This is a genomic window from Pseudooceanicola sp. NS-SX8 (assembly GCF_057380755.1).
In genome coordinates this window covers 2,992,618-3,009,247 of record NZ_CM170819.1, presented here as the reverse complement: position 1 = coordinate 3,009,247, position 16,630 = coordinate 2,992,618, and the positions used below count along the sequence as shown (strand labels likewise).

The 16,630-nt window shown below is 62.5% G+C and carries 18 protein-coding genes; 9 read left to right on the top strand and 9 right to left on the bottom strand.

What is annotated here, in order from left to right; translation table 11 throughout:
- Window positions 1-17: 17 nt before the first annotated feature.
- Entirely contained in the window at window positions 18-1,163 is a 1,146-nt protein-coding gene (gene mnmA, locus AC2IR1_RS13770; protein WP_486472539.1) for a tRNA 2-thiouridine(34) synthase MnmA, read from the bottom strand.
- A gap of 157 nt (window positions 1,164-1,320) precedes the next feature.
- Between mnmA and sciP the strand changes: the two genes are divergently transcribed.
- The 5 genes from sciP to AC2IR1_RS13745 all read left to right on the top strand — a co-directional run bounded on the left by sciP (window position 1,321) and on the right by AC2IR1_RS13745 (window position 7,310).
- Window positions 1,321-1,599 carry a CtrA inhibitor SciP gene (sciP, locus tag AC2IR1_RS13765; RefSeq protein WP_486476417.1) on the top strand — a complete coding sequence of 93 codons (279 nt, stop codon included), beginning with the start codon at window positions 1,321-1,323 and terminating at the stop codon, window positions 1,597-1,599.
- 94 nt (window positions 1,600-1,693) lie between these two features.
- On the top strand, window positions 1,694-2,413 hold the full coding sequence (gene ctrA, locus AC2IR1_RS13760) for a response regulator transcription factor CtrA (protein WP_486472538.1): 720 nt from the start codon (window positions 1,694-1,696) through the stop codon (window positions 2,411-2,413).
- Between the two features lie 130 nt (window positions 2,414-2,543).
- Window positions 2,544-4,970 carry an NAD-dependent DNA ligase LigA gene (ligA, locus tag AC2IR1_RS13755; RefSeq protein ID WP_486472537.1) on the top strand — a complete coding sequence of 809 codons (2,427 nt, stop codon included), beginning with the start codon at window positions 2,544-2,546 and terminating at the stop codon, window positions 4,968-4,970.
- The gene (recG, locus tag AC2IR1_RS13750; protein WP_486472536.1) at window positions 4,967-7,057 is read left to right on the top strand and encodes an ATP-dependent DNA helicase RecG; all 2,091 of its coding nucleotides are present in this window, start codon (window positions 4,967-4,969) and stop codon (window positions 7,055-7,057) included. Before ligA ends, recG begins: the two co-directional genes overlap by 4 nt.
- Window positions 7,058-7,187: 130 nt before the next feature.
- The gene (locus AC2IR1_RS13745; RefSeq protein ID WP_486472535.1) at window positions 7,188-7,310 is read left to right on the top strand and encodes a hypothetical protein; all 123 of its coding nucleotides are present in this window, start codon (window positions 7,188-7,190) and stop codon (window positions 7,308-7,310) included.
- Window positions 7,311-7,527: 217 nt separating this feature from the next.
- Here the strand turns inward: AC2IR1_RS13745 and AC2IR1_RS13740 are convergent, their stop codons facing one another.
- Window positions 7,528-8,934 carry a methyl-accepting chemotaxis protein gene (locus AC2IR1_RS13740; RefSeq protein WP_486472534.1) on the bottom strand — a complete coding sequence of 469 codons (1,407 nt, stop codon included), beginning with the start codon at window positions 8,932-8,934 and terminating at the stop codon, window positions 7,528-7,530.
- A gap of 56 nt (window positions 8,935-8,990) precedes the next feature.
- The gene (locus tag AC2IR1_RS13735; RefSeq protein ID WP_486472533.1) at window positions 8,991-9,440 is read right to left on the bottom strand and encodes an iron-sulfur cluster assembly scaffold protein; all 450 of its coding nucleotides are present in this window, start codon (window positions 9,438-9,440) and stop codon (window positions 8,991-8,993) included.
- Between the two features lie 73 nt (window positions 9,441-9,513).
- Here AC2IR1_RS13735 and hisI point away from each other — a divergent pair, with 73 nt between their 5' ends.
- Window positions 9,514-9,873: a phosphoribosyl-AMP cyclohydrolase gene (hisI, locus tag AC2IR1_RS13730; RefSeq protein ID WP_486472532.1), complete on the top strand. Its 360-nt coding sequence runs from the start codon at window positions 9,514-9,516 to the stop codon at window positions 9,871-9,873.
- Here hisI and gluQRS read toward each other — a convergent pair whose 3' ends face one another.
- From gluQRS to AC2IR1_RS13705, 5 genes are all read right to left on the bottom strand, one after another.
- Window positions 9,874-10,749 (bottom strand): tRNA glutamyl-Q(34) synthetase GluQRS, encoded by an 876-nt coding sequence (gene gluQRS / locus AC2IR1_RS13725; protein WP_486472531.1) that lies wholly within the window; start codon window positions 10,747-10,749, stop codon window positions 9,874-9,876.
- Window positions 10,750-10,773: 24 nt separating this feature from the next.
- Window positions 10,774-11,397 (bottom strand): class I SAM-dependent DNA methyltransferase, encoded by a 624-nt coding sequence (locus AC2IR1_RS13720; protein WP_486472530.1) that lies wholly within the window; start codon window positions 11,395-11,397, stop codon window positions 10,774-10,776.
- Window positions 11,398-11,490: 93 nt separating this feature from the next.
- A complete protein-coding gene (locus AC2IR1_RS13715) occupies window positions 11,491-11,700 on the bottom strand; it encodes a hypothetical protein (RefSeq protein ID WP_486472529.1) in 210 nt (69 codons plus the stop codon).
- A gap of 29 nt (window positions 11,701-11,729) precedes the next feature.
- Window positions 11,730-13,085, bottom strand: coding sequence for a methylenetetrahydrofolate--tRNA-(uracil(54)-C(5))-methyltransferase (FADH(2)-oxidizing) TrmFO (gene trmFO / locus AC2IR1_RS13710; protein ID WP_486472528.1), 1,356 nt, complete (start codon window positions 13,083-13,085; stop codon window positions 11,730-11,732).
- 431 nt (window positions 13,086-13,516) lie between these two features.
- The gene (locus AC2IR1_RS13705) at window positions 13,517-14,305 is read right to left on the bottom strand and encodes an enoyl-CoA hydratase (RefSeq protein WP_486472527.1); all 789 of its coding nucleotides are present in this window, start codon (window positions 14,303-14,305) and stop codon (window positions 13,517-13,519) included.
- Between the two features lie 56 nt (window positions 14,306-14,361).
- Here AC2IR1_RS13705 and AC2IR1_RS13700 point away from each other — a divergent pair, with 56 nt between their 5' ends.
- The 3 genes from AC2IR1_RS13700 to rpsI all read left to right on the top strand — a co-directional run bounded on the left by AC2IR1_RS13700 (window position 14,362) and on the right by rpsI (window position 15,903).
- Window positions 14,362-14,784: a PaaI family thioesterase gene (locus tag AC2IR1_RS13700; protein WP_486472526.1), complete on the top strand. Its 423-nt coding sequence runs from the start codon at window positions 14,362-14,364 to the stop codon at window positions 14,782-14,784.
- Between the two features lie 165 nt (window positions 14,785-14,949).
- Window positions 14,950-15,411, top strand: coding sequence for a 50S ribosomal protein L13 (rplM, locus tag AC2IR1_RS13695; protein ID WP_486472525.1), 462 nt, complete (start codon window positions 14,950-14,952; stop codon window positions 15,409-15,411).
- A 3-nt stretch (window positions 15,412-15,414) separates the two neighbouring features.
- Window positions 15,415-15,903, top strand: a complete 489-nt coding sequence (rpsI, locus tag AC2IR1_RS13690; protein WP_486472524.1) for a 30S ribosomal protein S9 — start codon at window positions 15,415-15,417, stop codon at window positions 15,901-15,903.
- Window positions 15,904-15,978: 75 nt separating this feature from the next.
- Here the strand turns inward: rpsI and AC2IR1_RS13685 are convergent, their stop codons facing one another.
- Window positions 15,979-16,617 carry a glutathione S-transferase family protein gene (locus AC2IR1_RS13685; protein WP_486472523.1) on the bottom strand — a complete coding sequence of 213 codons (639 nt, stop codon included), beginning with the start codon at window positions 16,615-16,617 and terminating at the stop codon, window positions 15,979-15,981.
- Between the last annotated feature and the right edge of the window lie 13 nt (window positions 16,618-16,630).

Sequence of the window (16,630 nt, the reverse complement as noted above, 5' to 3'; positions counted from 1 at the left end):
TCGGGCAGGCGCGGGCGTCAGTAGCCGCGCCAGATCCAGCCACCACCTAGGATCCGGCTGCCACCGGTTTCATAGAAGACGCAGGCCTGCCCGGGGGAGATCCCTTCCTCCGCCGTCAGAAGTTCAACCTCTGCCTCCGTCTCCGAAATCGGTCGCAGGATCGCTTCGCGCGGCGGACGGGTCGACCGGACCTTGACGGAGATATGGTGCTCCGCCTTGTCGGTCATCTTGCCTTCGCCGATCCAGTTGATTTCCCGCACCGGGACCGTCCGCGTTGCCAGCAACTCCTTGGGGCCAACGATGACCTGCTTCTTGTCGACGTCCAACTTCACCACGTAAAGGGGTTCGCTCAGCCCGCCGATCCCGAGGCCGCGACGTTGACCGATGGTGTAGTGAATCACCCCTTCGTGGGAGCCCAGGACGCGGCCGTCGGCGTGAACGATCTCACCCGGCTCGGCGGCACCCGGGCGCAGCTTTTCGATGACCGAGGCATAATTGCCGTTCGGCACGAAGCAGATATCCTGGCTGTCCGGCTTGTCAGCCACTGCCAGACCGTATTGGGCGGCCAGCTCCCTTGTGGCTTCCTTGGAGGGCAGATGGCCCAGCGGGAAGCGCAGGAATGACAGCTGTTCGGGCGTGGTAGAGAACAGGAAATAGCTCTGATCGCGGTTGGCGTCTGCGGCGCAGTGCAGCTCCGGCCCGTTGTCTCCGACCATGCGCTGGATGTAGTGGCCGGTGGCCATGCAATCCGCGTCGAGGTCCTTTGCCGTTTCCAGCAGGTCCTTGAACTTCACCCGCTCGTTGCAGCGGATGCAGGGCACAGGGGTGGCGCCAGCCAGGTAGCTGTCGGCGAATTCGTCGATCACCGCGTCCTGGAAGATGTTCTCATAATCAAGAACATAGTGGGGGAACCCCATTTCCTCGGCCACGCGACGGGCGTCGTGGATATCGATCCCGGCGCAGCAGGCACCCTTCTTGGCCAGGGCGGCGCCATGGTCGTAAAGCTGCAGGGTCACGCCCACGACGTCGTAGCCTTCCTCGGCCAGTTTGGCGGCCACGACGGAGCTGTCGACCCCGCCGGACATTGCAACGACCACGCGGGTTTCCGACGGCGGCTTCGCGAAGCCGAGAGAGTTCAGCTCTGGTGCCTTGTCGAGTGCCATGGGTGCTCCTGATCTGCCGGGACTGGGACGACTCGTCGGCCCGGCGTGAATAAGACCAAGAGAATATAGGAAAATGCGAGACACTCTCAACCCGCCGTTTCATCCGGCGTTAAACCCCTGCGTCAAGGATGGTTTCGATCTATCGAGGGTCGGAGCGATGTACTTGAAGAAGGTCCAGGGCCCAAGGGCCGTTACGCTTCCGGATGGAAGCGTGATGACGAGGGCAGATTTGCCGCCTGCGGAGACCCGCAGGTGGGTGGCATCGCGCAAGGCTGCGGTCGTGCGGGGGGTAGTCCATGGTCTCATTTCCCAGGATGAGGCTTTGGAGCGATACTCGTTGTCGAGTGAGGAGTTCCTGGAGTGGGTGAGCGCGGTTGCGAACCATGGCGAAGAGGCCCTGAAGGCGACCGCGTTGCAGAAATATCGACAACCTTAAGTTGTTGGTGCGGTTGTTGTTAGCCGATAACTTTAGGTTAACCAATTGGCGTCACGATTAATCACATCCAGGGGATTAACGGAGAGAACTCGGCATGCGCGTGCTTTTGGTAGAAGATGACCCGACGACTTCGAAAAGCATCGAATTGATGCTGACTCATGCCAATCTGAACGTCTACACGACGGATCTGGGCGAGGAAGGGATCGATCTTGCCAAGCTGTACGACTACGACCTGATCCTGCTGGATCTGGGGCTGCCGGACATGAACGGGCATGAGGTGCTGCGGCAATTGCGTCTGGCACGGATCGAAACGCCGATCCTGATCCTCTCTGGCGCGGATGATACCGAAAGCAAGCTGAAAGGGTTCGGTTTCGGGGCGGACGATTACCTGACGAAGCCTTTCCACCGCGAAGAACTGGTTGCGCGGATCCATGCCATCATCCGGCGTTCCAAGGGCCACTCCCAGTCCGTCATTCGCACTGGCCGTATCGAGGTCAATCTCGATGCTAAGACGGTGGAGGTCGACAGCAAGCCGGTTCACCTGACCGGCAAGGAATACCAGATGCTGGAGCTGCTTTCGCTGCGCAAGGGCACGACCCTCACGAAGGAAATGTTCCTCAACCATCTCTACGGCGGCATGGACGAGCCGGAACTGAAGATTATCGATGTCTTCATCTGCAAGCTCCGCAAGAAGCTCTCGACGGCGACGGAAGGCAACAACTACATCGAAACGGTCTGGGGGCGTGGCTATGTCCTGCGTGACCCCGAGCCGGAGCACATGGACGAAAAGAAGATGGCCCTCGGCGCGGGCTGACAGCGCCGATCAGCCGAATTCCGGGCGGCCACCACTCACGGCGAAGACCGACTGGACCTTGTCCCGCGCGCCCCCTATCTCTTTCCCCACCGGTTCACCCGGTATGGAACAGTGATAAGGGGCGCCGTGAATGTCGGGTGAACTTCAGGAAATCTCCGTTGAAGTATTGACGAAATCCGAAGCCAGAAGGGAGCTTGCCCGGCTCGCGGACCTTCTGTCTTCTGCGAATCTCGCCTACCATCAGGAAGACACTCCGGACATTTCCGACGCGGAATATGATGCGCTGAAGCAACGGAACGCAGCGATCGAAGCACGGTTCCCAGAGCTCAAGCGCGAAGACAGCCCGTCCGAACAGGTCGGTGCTGCGCCGGCGGAAGGGTTCGGAAAGGTCCGTCACGACGTTCGGATGCTTTCGCTCGGCAATGCCTTCGCCGATGAAGATGTGCAGGAGTTCGATGCCCGTATCCGGCGCTACCTGGGGCTGTCAGCCGAAGCTGCACTGCCCTATACGGCGGAGCCGAAGATCGACGGGCTCAGCCTTTCGCTGCTCTATGAAAATGGAGAGTTGGTGCGCGCCGCGACCCGGGGCGACGGGGAGGTCGGAGAGAACGTAACCGCCAACGCACGTACGATCTCAGATATCCCGACCCGGTTGAACGGCGCCCCCGAAAGGCTGGAGGTTCGCGGAGAAGTCTACATGTCCCATGAGGACTTCCAGGCTTTGAACCAGCGACAGGAAGAACAGGGGGCGAAGACTTTCGCCAACCCCCGAAATGCCGCTGCGGGTTCACTGCGCCAGCTGGACGCGGAAATCACTCGCAGCCGTCCGTTGAAGTTCTTCGCCTATGCCTGGGGCGTGTTGTCCGCCCCCCTCGCGGACACGCAGATGGGCTCCATCGAGCGCCTCGATGCCCTCGGGTTCCAGACCAATCCCCTCACGCAGCTGTGCAACGGTCCCGAAGAGATGCTCTCGCACTACCGCAGGATCGAGGAACAGCGGGCGACACTCGGGTACGATATCGACGGGGTGGTCTACAAGGTTAACGATCTTGATCTCCAGGCGCGCCTCGGATTCCGTTCCACCACGCCCAGGTGGGCCATCGCGCACAAGTTCCCGGCAGAGCTGGCCTGGACCCGGTTGGAGGCAATCGACATTCAGGTTGGCCGAACAGGCGCCCTGAGCCCGGTTGCCCGTCTGCATCCGGTCACCGTTGGCGGCGTGGTCGTGTCGAATGCGACGCTGCACAATGAGGATTACATTGCCGGTCGGGACAACCGGGGGGAGGAGATCCGCGAGGGCAAGGATATCCGCGTTGGCGATTGGGTGCAGGTCTACCGTGCCGGAGACGTGATCCCGAAGATCGCCGATGTCGATCTGTCCAAGCGCCCCGAGGGCACCGAACCCTTTCATTTCCCCGAGCTTTGTCCGGAATGCGGCTCCCAGGCGATCCGCGAGGAGGGTGATAGCGTCCGGCGTTGTACTGGCGGACTGATCTGCCCGGCACAGGCTGTTGAAAAATTGCGGCATTTCGTGTCCCGATCTGCCTTCGATATCGAAGGGCTCGGAGCCAAGCAGGTCGAATTCCTTTACGCGATGTGCTGGATCGCAGAACCGGCGGATATCTTCACCCTCCAGCGGCGTGACCTTGCGGGCGAACGACTGGTCCGGGATCCGGCGGATGTTGTCGCACGCAGCGACCACGATCCGGATCGGCGGCTGGAATTGCTGTCCGAGCTTGCAGAGATGTTGCGGACCGCGGGTGTTCCGGCAGATGAAGCGGACGCGGGCCATGTGTCCAGCGCGATCCGTCACCTGGCGGATAAGCCTTTGGCGCAGATCAAGGGTTGGGGGGAGAAGTCTGCCGAAAACCTGTTCGCCGCAATCGAAACGCGGAGAAAGATCGAGCTCAACCGAGCGCTCTTTGCGCTTGGAATTCGGCATGTGGGGGAAGTGGTCGCCCAGGATCTTGCGCGGCATTTCGGATCCTGGGAACGCCTTGCAGAGGTCATCGACCTTTCGCGCCCGGCACAGGAACGTCACCTGCTGGCAGAGGCGGCCGAGGCGGAAGAGCGTGCCCGGGCCAGTGATGAGGGGCGTCGCGCGAACCTCAAGGCCGCCCGCGAAGCGGTTTGGGCCCAGGATCCTGCCATTGCACCAGAAGAGCGCGCGGCCTGGGATGAAATCACGGGTATCGATGGGATCGGGACGAAGGTTGCCGCTGCCCTTGTTGCAAGTTTCGCCCAGGGCGCAGAGCGCGCCTCGATCGACAGGCTCGTGGCGGAGCTGGATATCCAGGAAGTCGAAGCCCCTCAGGCGAGCGATAGCCCGGTTGCCGGGATGACCCTGGTCTTCACCGGGACGCTTGTAAAAATGACGCGCAGCGAAGCCAAGGCGCGGGCAGAGGCGCTAGGGGCCAAGGTTTCCGGCTCGGTCTCTGCCAAGACGGACATCCTGATCGCCGGGCCGGGTGCCGGATCGAAGGCAACGAAGGCAGAGGGCCTGGGCGTGCGGATCATAGATGAAGACGACTGGCTACAGATGATCGGCGACGCATGAGCGGCCGGCCGGAGGTCCTTTTTCCGCTATTCGCGGCACTGGAATCCCTGGAAGGGGTGGGGCCGAAAACGGCAAAGCACCTTGGTCAGCTTGCTGTCGAAGTGCCGCGCGACATGCTCTTCATGCTTCCCCATGGTGTGGTGGACAGGCGTCGTCGCGCGACGATCCTGGGTCTTCAGCTTCCCGCGATGGCAACGGTGGAGGTCACCGTCCTGCGGCACCATCCCTCCCGCAGCCGTGGAGGCGCCTATCGCATTCGGGTGGAAGATGCAGAGACGGAATTCGACCTGGTCTTCTTTCACGCGCGTGGCACCTACCTGCAGCAGATCCTTCCGGAGGGGGCGAGGCGGGTCGTTTCTGGCAAGCTGGAGCTTTACGATGGCTTCGCGAACATGCCGCATCCCGATCACGTCCTGCCGCTGGACGATGCTGACGAGATCCCTGAGTTCGAGCCGGTCTATCCTCTGACCGCAGGGGTCACGCAGCGATTGATGGCGCGGGCCGTGCAATCGGCGCTGTCGCGTGCCCCGCTGCTTCCGGAGTGGATCGATCCGGGGCAGCGCGCATCAAAGCTCTGGCCGGATTGGCGCGCGGCGCTGGAGCAGGCGCATCGGCCGGACGGGGTGGATGCGACCAGCCCGGAGGCGCCAGCAAGAGAACGCCTGGCCTACGATGAGCTTCTTGCGCATCAGCTGACCCTTGCATTGGCGCGCATGGTCGAACGCAAGCGCGCGGGGCGTTCCACGCAGGGGGATGGCCATCTTCGGGCGAAGGTTCTGAAGTCCTTGCCCTATGACCCCACTAGCGCGCAACGTCGTGCGGTGGAAGAGATCGCGGCGGACATGGGCCGGGAGGATCGCATGTCCCGTCTGCTGCAGGGGGACGTGGGGGCAGGCAAGACGCTCGTCGCATTCCTTGCGCTGTTGATCGCGGTGGAGGCCGGCGGGCAGGGCGTCATGATGGCCCCGACCGAGATATTGGCGCGTCAGCACATGGAGGGGTTGGGCTCGCTCGCCGCGGCTGCAGGGGTCCGGCTGGAGATCCTTACCGGTCGAGACAAGGGTGCGGACCGCGCGGCGAAGCTGGAAGACCTCGCTCAGGGGCGGATCGACATCCTTGTGGGCACCCACGCGGTGTTTCAGGCTGACGTGAATTTCGCGGATCTGCGACTCGCCATCGTCGACGAACAGCACAGGTTTGGCGTGCGCCAGCGGTTGGAACTGGGCCGAAAGGGGAAGCGGGCTGATATCCTCGTGATGACGGCCACGCCCATTCCGCGGTCGCTGAGCCTCGCGCAATACGGCGACATGGATGTTTCCATCCTGGACGAGAAACCGCCAGGCCGGAAGCCGATCCGCACCACGCTCAGTTCCACCGAGCGACTGCAGGAAATCGTGAACCACCTGGATCGTGCCACGGGGCAGGGGCGACAGGCCTACTGGGTCTGTCCCCTGGTCGAGGAAAGCGAGAAGAGCGACCTCACTGCAGCGGAGGAACGGTTTCGTCTGCTTCGTGCCCAGCTGGGAGAGGGGCGCGTCGGACTGGTGCATGGTCAGATGCCGCCGGAACAGAAGGATGCGGCGATGGCCGCGTTTCAACGTGGTGAGACAGACGTCCTTGTGGCCACAACCGTGATCGAGGTTGGCGTCAACGTGCCCAATGCGACCATCATGGTGATCGAACGCGCCGAAATCTTCGGCCTCGCTCAGCTGCACCAGCTGCGTGGACGCGTGGGACGAGGTGATCAGGACTCGACCTGCCTGCTGCTCTACCAGGCGCCGCTGTCAGAGGCGGGAATGCGACGCCTGACCCTGTTGCGGGAAACCGAGGATGGGTTCCGCATTGCAGAGGCGGATCTGGAAATGCGGGGGGCAGGTGATCTGATCGGGACAGCCCAGAGCGGGGTGCCCCGGTTCCGGATCGCTGATCTGGAACGACAGACGGCGCTGATGGCTATCGCGCAAAGCGATGCTCGCACACTTCTGGCCCAGGACCCGAGCCTGGAGTCGGAGCGCGGCCGCGCAGCGCGCGTTCTGCTCTGGCTGATGGGACAGGATGAGGCGATCCGTCTGATCAACGTCGGCTAAGTCGCTGGAATCCTGTGGGTATCCCATTTTGTTCGCAAAAGTTCTTAAAAAGTTCTTTACGGACGGCGATGGATGTGAGAACAAAAGGGCAACGAAGTAAAATCAACACCAACAGGTAAGGATCCGACACATGCTGAACGAACTGCTCCGCGTTGCCCGCACTTCTCCCTCGGCTTTGCTGCAGGACATTTGCGGGGCTGTTGCCCTTGGCGTGCTTCTGCTCGGTTCTCTTTACCTGCCGGCCCTTGGTTGACCCTCGTTTCTGCCTGCATGTCGTAGCAGGGCGCGTCATTTCCCCCGAGATGTCGGTTGGATAGCCTGTCCAGCCAGCCGGGATCGCCTCATCGCCCGGAACGCGCCCTCTGTCCCAAGCGACACTGCATACTTTGCCGCCGCCTCCCTGCCAGGAGCGCGGCGGTTTTTTCTTGTCGAGCCGACGGCGCGCGAACAGCCAAAAATCGTAGGCGGTGTCAGAACGCGTAGGCCAGGCGCAGCCCGCCCCAATGCCGGTTCTTGACGAAGATGGGGGCGGAAAGATCCTTCATCAGCCTGAATTCGCCGCCGCCCATGTCTCGTCTATAGACCTGCAGCAGGAAGGGATCGGTGCTTCGCCCGGCTTTCAGCCCAACACGGTCGTCGAAGATGCGCCGGTTACGGCAGTGGGCCATGTTCCAGACCGGATCGTCGCTTTGCGGGTGAGAGAATTTTTCGTTGTGCGTCGGAAGGTAGCCATTGCGATCTACTGCGGCGCAGAAGGTCACGCGTGGATCGAGCGCAAGCGCTTCTTCGAGAAGATCGGGGAGGATCTTGTCGGTCAGGCCGGCAAAGCGGGTTGTCACCTGTTCGGGGTCGCTGCGCGGGACAGGGCGATAGTTGGTGTCGAACAGATCTTCGAAGGAGATCCGGCCGTCGCCGACGGCTTCTTCGAACCTCTGAGAGATCAGCTTGGCCCGTTCCTGCACATCACGAATGAAGGCGCCATCGTCGGAATCACCGCCAGCGATGACAGAATCCTGTACCATCGCCTCCGACAGGTCCCGCAGGGTCTGCAAGCGTTCGTGCACATCGTCCACCGCGCCCACACTTTCGCGGATGATCATGAAAGTGCTTTCGATCTGCGGCGTGTAATCGCGCAGGGCGCGGTCTGCCTCCACCGCGTCATCCCGGACCAGCTTCATTCGGGCGACGGAGCGATCCATCGCATCCTTCACCTCACCGTTCTTGGTCGTAACCTCATCCCCCGCGCGCGCGAGGTCCCGGGACGTTTCGGATACGGTCGAGGTTTCCGTTTGCAATTGGGTGATCCAGTCAACCAGGCGCTGGATGTTGTCTCCTATCGTTTCGGCTGCGGTGCCGGTCTGCTGGGAGAGGGTGTTGATCGCATCGGCCACGACCGAGAACCCCCTGCCGGACTCGCCGGCACGTGCCGCTTCGATCTTGGCGTTGATGGCCAGCATGTTGACCTGGGCCGCAATGGCCGCGATCTGGTCGTTGCTGCTCTGGACGTCTTCCAGCACGGTTTCGACGTCCTGCGTCCTGGTGTTCAGGGTCAGCACCCAGGTCAGGACGCTGCGCGCGTGCCTGCCGGCGATTTCCGCCGTTCTAATGGCATCTTCGAAGCTGGTCTGAGTGTCTTCCAGCTGCGCATAGGCATCCTGGATCGTGGTCATGACGCTGGCGTTCATCTGCAGAACGGCACCGGTTCCGCGGCGGACCGACTTCAGCTGAGCCAATAGATTTTCGGTGCGTGAGGTGAGGTCTTCGAGAAAGCCGTCCACATCGACGATTTCCTGCCCGAGGGCCGAAGCGTTCCGGGCCAGCCGATCGAGCGATACGCCCGCCGGTTCTGCGTCCTGAAAATCATGATCCTGTTGCATGGCGGGCCGGTCCTGTTGCGCCGTCCCAGCCATAGGCAGGAAACCCTGCGAAGGGGTTAAGCGCAGTCGGTCTGCGCGGCCTGTTCAAGCGCCTCGGAGAGGGCTTCCAGAGACAGGAGAATGGAGGCGTGGCGGTTCTTGTAGTCCCGGGCGGGTTCAAGCACGGCAAGCCCATCGAAGGGCGCATCCGGAACCGGGCCATTTTCCTTCAACATGGAGCGCAGCTGATCCCGAGCCTTCAGGACTTCTGTCTTGCTCCGCCCCAGAACGGCACCGCCGACGACGCTTGCCGCCGCCTGACCCAGGGCGCAGGCGCGCACATCCTGCCCGTATTCAACGATTTTCCCGTCTTCAACGCGCACATCCACGGTTATGGTCGAACCACAGAGGGGCGCACGCTTTCGGACAGTCGCATCCGGGGCCTCCAGGCGATCCTGCTGCGGGATCTCTGCCGCCAGGGCGAGGATACGCGCGGAGTAGAGTTTGATCAGGTCGGTCTCGCTCATGGCTGGTCCTTTCGGCGCTTCTCCCCTAGATAGGCCGCAATGGTCCCGCAGGAAAGGGGCCGAAGGAGTACCGATGCGTTTCGACCCGAGCAATTTGAAATTCGATGCAAATGGCCTGATCCCGGCAATCGCCCAGCAGCATGACACAGGCGAAGTCCTGATGATGGCCTGGATGAATGCCGCCTCGATCGAGAAGACGCTGGAAACCGGTCATGTCACCTATTGGTCCCGTTCGCGTCAGGCGTTCTGGGCCAAGGGGGAGAGCTCCGGCCACATGCAGAAGCTGATCGAGCTTCGCATCGACTGCGATCGGGATTGCCTTCTGATCATGGTCGATCAGAAAGGGCCTGCCTGTCACACCAACCGGCGCAACTGCTTCTACACCGCCGTGCGCGACGGTGAAGAGGTGGTCTTCCTCGATCCGATGGAATGATCAGGGCGTCAGCCCGACCATCTTCATGACTTCTCGGGCGCTCTTGCCTTCTTCGCGATAAAGGCGCAGTGCCCGGGCGTCGTCTCGCTTCGCGAGACGCTTGCCCGCGCCATCCCGTATGAGCCGGTGGTGATGGTAGCTTGGCGTGGGCAGGCCAAGCAGCCTTTGCAGGACAACGTGGATCGGGGTCGCCTCGAAGAGGTCCTGTCCCCGGACAACCTCCGTCACTCCCTGCGCCGCGTCATCCACGACAACGGAAAGGTGGTAGGAGGTGCCCATGCCCTGCCGGGCCAGCACGACATCGCCTACCCGGTCCAGCATCCGGCGCCAGGCAATCGGCCTTTCGCCGGTTTCGCCGTTCGGCCCCTTGCCGGTCTCGGTGAAGCTCAGGGGGGCATGGCGACTGACCCGCTCCAGAGCGCGGGCCATGTCCAGCCTCAGAACGGCATCGGGGAGGGGGCCCTTGGGGGGCACGGACGGACGGCAGGTCCCGGGATAGACGATCCCGTCGGGGCCGATTGCAGGTTCCGCGCCCTCCTGCGGGGCGGAGGCGGCCGCAGCAATGTCACGTCGGGTGCAGGTGCAGGGATAGAGCAGGCCACCTTGCCACAGCGTTTCCAGCGCGGCGCGATAGGCCGGCAAGCGTTCGCTTTGACGCAGAACAGGCTCGGGCCATGACAGCCCGAGCCAGTGAAGGTCTTCTATCAGCAGCGCTTCCCATTCGGGGCGGCTGCGGCTCTGGTCGATATCCTCGATGCGGAGCAGAAACGTCCCGCCCGCCGCCTCGGCCCGCCGTGCTGCAGTCAGCGCCGAAAAGGCATGGCCAAGGTGCAGCGGCCCGGTGGGTGAGGGGGCGAAACGGGTTACGTAGCTCATGGGCTCTCGCGTCGGGTCTCCGGTTCAGCGGCGGCGGATCACCATCACGCGGGAGGTGCTGCCGTCACTGCGGATATGCGGCCCGACTTCGGAGAAGTCCAGCACGGCTTCCGCGCTGTTGATCGTCCGGTCCAGCATGCGCATGTATTCTTCGTCCTCGAGGGCACGGGAATTGTAGCTGAGAGCCAGGCGCCCGCCGGAGGGCAGCGCCATGAAGATCGCGGGCACGCAGGACGCGGGTGCGGCACCCGGCGAAATCGAACCGCTTGCGGCCACAAGGCGATACCGCGACAGCAGCCCGGGATCAGGGTTGTGACCGGTCGGCAGGGGCACCAATTTCTCGTAGAGGTTCTTGGACTCTGCTTCCCGCAGCATGCCTTCGGAGACATCCGCGCCATGCAGGCGGGTGAAGCCCGCATCTGCCAGGGCTTCGCCGGATAGTCCGGTGCCGCATCCGAAGTCGAGCACGGGCTGTCCCAGCTCGGCGTCCTTGATGCAGGATTTCAGGGCTGCGGCGACACGACCGGGGGTCTGGTATTCGGCCTTCTCAAGCTCCTTGTCGTAGCTTGTGGCCCACTGATCGTATACGTCACGTTGCGCTTCGGCGTCGGAGACGCCGTAGATTTTTTCCAGATAATTTTCAGACATGGGGCCCATATATACCCCTCACACCCAAGATAAAAGCGCAGGCGAGCCCAATGGTATGGGGCTTGGGTGCGGAGGCGCACAGCGCTTTGCCGGTCAGTCCCTGCCGGGGCCGGTCCGAAAGCGGCGGTCCGCGTGGCCCTGGTAGATCAGGATCCATGCCAGGATGATGAACATCGGGTGTGTCAGCCCGCCGGAGAAGATGATCGCGGGCACCCAGATCAGGAAGACCACGATGGAAAGGATCGGCCGCCCCGCGAAGAGGATCGACAGGGGCGGCAGGAACAGGGCCAGGACGTAGTTCATGGGCATAACCTCGGATCGGGTTGTGCCGCTTACTCCGCCGGGGCGGGCGATGCGGCCAGCCAGTCAGACCATAGGGCCTTCGCTCGGTCCGTGTAGGCCTTGTAGCGATCTTTTCTGCCACGCCGTCCGCCCTTCAGGCCGGTGACGGGCGGGAAGAGCCCGAAATTCACGTTCATCGGCTGGAAGGTCTTCGCCTCGGCACCGCCGGTGATGTGGGTCACCAGCGCGCCCATGGCGGTTTCCGACGGAACCGGCGGCAGCTCGGCTCCCAGGATTTCCGCGACGGCCAGACGCCCGGCCAGCAGGCCCATGGCGGCACTTTCGACGTAGCCTTCAACGCCGCTGATCTGGCCCGCGAAACGGATGTTCGGTCGGCTTCTCAGGCGCATCTGCTCATCCAGCAGAAGGGGCGAGTTGATGAAGGTATTGCGGTGGATCCCGCCAAGCCGCGCGAAGCTGGCGTTCTCCAGTCCCGGGATCATCTTGAAGACCTCGGTCTGCGCGCCGTATTTCATCTTCGTCTGGAAACCGACGATGTTGTAGAGCGTGCCCAGCTTGTTGTCCCGCCGCAGCTGCACAACGGCCCAGGCCTTTTCATCGGGCTTGTGGGCATTGGTCAGGCCGACGGGCTTCATCGGCCCGTGGCGCAGGGTCTCGCGACCGCGTTCGGCCATGACCTCGATCGGCAGGCAGCCGTCGAAGTAGCCCGCCGTCTCGCCCTCGTGGAACTCGGTCTTGTCGGCGGCCAGCAGGGCGTCGATGAAAGCCTCGTACTGCTCCTTCGTCATCGGGCAGTTGAGGTAGGCCTTCTGCTCCTCCTCGGTTTCGCCCTTGTCATAACGCGACTGCATCCAGGCCACGTCCATGTCGATGCTCTCGGCGTAGACGATGGGGGCGATGGCGTCGAAGAAGGCGAGGCTCTCGGCGCCGGTTTCGGCCCGGATGGCCTCCGCCAGCTTGCCCGAGGTCAGCGGCCCGGTGGCGATGATCCAGCGCCCCTCGCTAGGAAGTTCGGAGATCTCACCCGCCTCGATGGTAATCAAGGGGTGGGCCTGAAGTGCGGCTGTCACCGCCTCGGAGAAGGGATCCCGGTCAACGGCCAGGGCGCCGCCTGCCGGCAGCCGGTGACGGTCGGCCATCTCCATGATCAGCCCGCCGGCCTGTCGCATTTCCCAATGCAGCAGACCCACGGCATTCTGCTCGTCATCGTCGGAACGGAAGGAGTTGGAACAGACCATCTCCGCCAGGTTGCCGGTGCGATGCGCGAAGGTTTCGACCTGGGGACGCATTTCGTGGATGACCACGGGAATGCCCGCCTGCGCCGCCTGCCAGGCAGCTTCGGAGCCGGCCATGCCGCCTCCGATGATATGGAGTGTCTCTGTCATGCGCGCGATCTAGGGGAAAGAGGCTGGCTTTGCTAGCCCCTTCGCTCTTCTGAAGCAGCAACCATGCATCGGAACCGGTCGTGATCGACGTACTATGGTTGCGTATGTCAGGAGGTGCGGAGTGGGTCACCGTTGCTTGCTGCGGCGCCAGAGAGAGCTTGGCTAGGAGGGGGTGCCGCCGGTGACCCGAACTTCGCTGAGAAAGGCGCATCCCCATGCGCCTCGAGCTTCCCCTAGGTAGCTGAAAGAAATGGGGCGGAAAAGTGGCGAGTTCCGAACCACACTGGATCTGATCGGGAAACAATTCATTCCCAACGAAGTTTGTATTGCAGACTTCGAGACGTTTTCGCCGAAACTTGGTTGTCTCCGAGTGGGAACCAGTGCGGATGGCGCGGCCTGGGCCGCAATTTTGACACGCGCGGGGGCTCCCTTCAGTCGCGATGCCAGGTCGGGGAGCGCTTTTCCAGAAAGGCCTGAATGCCTTCGTCGGTGTCTCCGTCCAGCATGTTCTCAACCATGGCTGCGGCGGTAAAGGCATAGGCGCTGTCCAGATCCATCTCGATCTGATTGTAGAAGGCCGGCTTGCCGATCCGAAGTGCGGTGTTGAGCTTTGTCGAAAGCTTGCGCGCCAGGGCCATTCCCTCGGCCTCAAGCGCCTCCGCCGGCACCGCGCGATTGATCAGTCCCAGCTGCGCTGCACGTTCAGTTCCGATCATGTCGCCGGTGGTCAGCATTTCGAAGGCCATTTTCCGCGGGATGTTGCGGCTGAGAGCAACCATGGGCGTGGAGCAGAACAATCCGATGTTCACCCCGTTGACGCCAAACCTCGTACCCTCGGCCGCGATGGCCAGATCGCAGGAGGCGACGAGCTGGCAGCCCGCGGCGGTGGCAATGCCGTGGGGCAGGGCGATCACCGGCTGCGGCAGGTCGCGAAGGCCCGTCATGACGGCGGCGCAACGGGCAAACAGATCGGCGAAATAGGCGGCGCCCCCGTCCTCCGCCTGTCTTCCCGCCTGCATCTCCTTCAGGTCATGCCCGGCACAGAATGCGCGACCAGCACCGGACAGAAGAACAACCCTTGCACTGCGGTCCTGCGCGAGGGTTGCAATCTCGGTGGTCAGGGCTGCCAGCATTGCGTCACTCAGGGCATTCAGCCGCTCGGGTGCATTCATGGTGAGTTGAACGATCCCGTCGCGATCCTCTCTTTCAAGAATTGCCATCTTGTTTCCTCCCTCTCCTGAGGGAACTCTAGGAGGGATTGGAGAGGGAGGAAAGCATGGTCCAGGTGATGGATGTCGCGGCACTGGAAGGATTTCTGGAGGCTGCATTTCCGCAGGTTTCTGCGGACTACAGGGTAGAGCAGCTGACGGAGGAGGGGATCCGGATGCGACTTGTGGTCGAGGATCGGCATTTGCGTCCGGGGGGGACCGTGTCCGGCCCGGCGATGTTCGCCTTGGCCGATGTTGCCGTCTATCTCGCTGTGCTGTCGCGCATCGGCCCAAAGGCACTGGCCGTCACGACCAACTGTTCCATCGACTTCATGCGCAAGCCTGCGGCAGGCCGCGATCTGATCGCAGAGACCCGTCTGCTCAAGCTCGGACGGGGGCTTGCGGTTGGTGACGTGTTGATTCACTCGGAGGGGAACGAAAAACCCGTCGCCCGGGCCACCCTGACCTACTCGATCCCGCCTGAACGCTGAAATTTGTGGGGTATTTTGATACCTAAATTTTACCGTTTTGTTTTTAAAGGAGAAAATCGAATATGTGTCGCTTGACTGGCACGCGGGCGGCTGTATAACCCGCCCATCACTTCGCCCGCGGGTCTTCCGACCTTGCGGGCTGCCAATTTCCAAAGGGCACCCGACATGAAAACCTTCTCTGCGACTCCCGCAGACATCGAGAAGAAGTGGATCATCATCGACGCGGAAGGCGTCGTGCTGGGCCGTCTCGCCTCGATCGTCGCCATGCGCCTGCGTGGCAAGCACAAGCCGTCCTTCACCCCCCACATGGACATGGGCGACAATGTCATCGTGATCAACGCTGACAAGGTCCAGCTGACCGGTAAGAAGCGCGCCGACAAGCGCTACTACTGGCACACCGGCTTCCCGGGCGGCATCAAGGACCGTACCTATGGCCAGATCCTCGAGGGCAAGTACCCCGAGCGCGTCGTGACCTTGGCGGTCAAGCGCATGCTGCCGGGTAACCGCCTGTCCCGCCAGCAGATGACCAACCTCCGCGTCTATGCCGGCTCCGAGCACCCGCACGAAGCGCAGGCGCCGGAAGTGCTGGACGTCAAGTCCATGAACTCCAAGAACACCCGGAGCTGATAGATGGCTGATCAAGTGAATTCCCTGGAAGACCTGAAAGACGCCGTCTCCGCCGAGGCCGTGTCCATCGAGGTCGACGCTCCCCGTGAGCCCGTTCGTGACGAACTGGGCCGCTCCTACGCCACCGGCAAGCGGAAGGACGCCGTCGCACGCGTCTGGATCAAGCCCGGTTCCGGCAAGGTCGTCGTGAACGGCAAGGAGATGAAGGTCTACTTCGCTCGTCCCGTTCTGCAGCTGATCCTCAACCAGCCCTTCCAGGTTGCTGGTGTGGAAGGCGAGTTCGACGTCATGGCAACCGTCAAGGGCGGTGGTCTGACCGGTCAGGCCGGTGCCGTGAAGCACGGTATCTCCAAGGCCCTGCAGCTGTACGATCCGTCCCTGCGTGGCGCCCTGAAGGCCGCTGGCTTCCTGACCCGCGACAGCCGCGTCGTCGAACGGAAGAAATACGGTAAGCGCAAGGCGCGCCGGAGCTTCCAGTTCTCCAAGCGTTGATCCGCTTGCAGGCACTGTTTTGGGAAAGGCCGCCTTTGGGCGGCCTTTTCTTTTGTCCGGAAAAGGCATCGCGGATCAGGGGCGAAGCTCGTCATAGGGGACCATCACATGGTCCCGGTAGCTTGGACGGGCTGCAAGGCGTTCGTAATAGGCTGCCAGCCGTGGAAGCGCGGCGCGCTCGATCTCGATATCGAAATAGCGATAAAGAACATGGCCGAACTGGATGTCGGCAAGGGAAAACTCCGGCCCGGCAATCCAGTCATGTCGGGCCAGCTGGGCCTCGGCGATCTGGAGTTTCTGCTCCAGCGCGCTGACGGCCCCCGCGATCGCTTGCGGATCACGCTCTTCCGCTTGGGTTCGGACGACACGCCAGAACACCGGGCCGGTGAATGCCATCGCAATGTTGATCTTGGCCCATTCCGCCCAACGGTCGATCTCTGCACAGGCGACGATATCATCCGGCCAGAAGGGCCCACGACCGTATCGGCCGGCGAGATAACGCAGAATGCACCCGCTCTCCCACAGGGGCGGATTGTCGGCATCCTGCAGCACTGGAACGGTCCGGTTCGGGTTCATCGCGATGAAGCCAGGCGTGTCCGTGCCGCCATGGCGATGGCCGACGTCATGGCGGTGATAGGGCAGGCCCAACTCACCCACACACCACATGACCGCCTGCACGTTGGAAGAGGTCCTGCGCCCCCAAATCGTAAGCATGAAAGCCCCCATC